General features: G+C 58.2%; 2 protein-coding genes. Both read right to left on the bottom strand.

The window, feature by feature from the left end:
* Nucleotides 1–799: 799 nt before the first annotated feature.
* A complete protein-coding gene (locus F757_RS0129775) occupies nucleotides 800–1,276 on the bottom strand; it encodes a MarR family winged helix-turn-helix transcriptional regulator (protein ID WP_232221484.1) in 477 nt (158 codons plus the stop codon).
* Between the two features lie 2 nt (nucleotides 1,277–1,278).
* A partial coding sequence (locus tag F757_RS0129770) for an ester cyclase (RefSeq protein WP_027214515.1) occupies nucleotides 1,279–1,482 on the bottom strand: 204 nt, incomplete at its 5' end.

The raw sequence follows: 1,482 nt of genomic DNA, 5'->3' as shown, positions 1-1,482 counted from the left end.
TGCTTGCCGATATCTCTGCCTTTTCCGCCTAGTTATCTGGTTGAACGGCAGTTGAAACCCCGGCAATCTGTCGGCAATCCGACCGGTAATGCGTCGATAACCCGAACGCGGACGGCGTCTGATGGCCGCCGCATTACTCCGGTAAGTTGCCGCAGCAACGGGCAAACGAGCGGAGCGAGGTCTGTCGATATCGTAGACACAGGCGCACGTCAATCGAAGCGACCGCTTACGGTAAGCAGCAAGGCGTCAGGCAGCGCCGCGAGTGCGTCAATGAGCCGCTCGCCCGGTCGATGGCCAGTTGATCTGTGGGGATGTCGGCAACGGCGAACTTTTTATAACCTATAGATGACGGAAGTGGTTCCCTAAACGGCCTCTACCTGCTTCGCACCGGACTGAAAGACATCGGACGAGGGAAGAAAATCGTCTGTCGCCGTAAAACGAAGCTGAGCCCAAGGCTCGCTTCAAGCTTCGATGAAGCGAGGGCCAGCCTGAAATCTCGGTCGCGTCTCCGAACACCGTCGTCATTGCTGCTTTCCGATTCACACAGTGCGCCAGATTTGCTGTTCGAAGTCCTGCGTGCAACGTAAGGCCGGGCGTTGCCGATCGTCGGCGATTCAGACGCTCGCATTGAGTGACTGTTCCCCGCCGCTCAGCGTCTCGTGGAAAGAGCATGTCGCGCCGGGGCCCGCGAGCCATGTGGCCCGGCGGGAGGCGGACCCAAATGAGCCATCCATCAAAAGAGACGGCCGAGGATGCAGCCGGGCAGGAAAAGTGATGCTAACCATAATCTGGCATCTGGCTAACTGTTGTCTGAAATCCGCGCGATCTTGCGCAGTACCAAGATGGCGTCTCCAAGCAACTTGCGCTCTTCAACGCTCGTCTTTGACAGAAGCTCAGCGGTTAGCCAATCTGCTCTTACCTTCCTCTCCTTCCGCAGTTGCGCTCTGCCTGATGATGTCAGATGCACCAGATAGGCGCGTCCATCTTCGACATCCTGTGTCGAACTGAGCAGCCCGGCATCGACAAGTTTCATCACAATGAGGCGCATTGTCTGATGAGTTACCCCTCTGATTCGTGCAAGCGTTGATATGCTGACAGGTCCGCTTCGCTCCAGATGCGCCAGAGTTTCGTTCTGCGCGGTGGACCGTGTGCCGCTGTGCTCGCGCACCGCCCGCACAAGACTTCCCACGACGTCGCGAAGTGATTCCGCGAGCCGCATCACTTCATCATTGTCGGCTTTGGTTCGCCGCAGTTGCGCTTGCCGTTCGTCGGCCATGTCTAGCTGCCCTCGCGTAAGCGCGCAATGACAGCGGCAAGCGTATTGAGCCCCCAATGCTCGACGTACTGGCCGTCGCGCACGCGCACTATATCGATCACGTCGATCGTGAGCCGTTGACCGCTCGGCTCTATGCCAAACAGCGACCCGGTGTGAGTGCCCGAAATCGTCTTACGCGTCGTAACCTTGTCGCCGTCCACTAATTG

This window comes from Burkholderia sp. WSM2232 (genome assembly GCF_000472545.1).
GTDB lineage: Bacteria > Pseudomonadota > Gammaproteobacteria > Burkholderiales > Burkholderiaceae > Paraburkholderia.
This window is presented reverse-complemented; position numbering and strand designations above follow the sequence as displayed.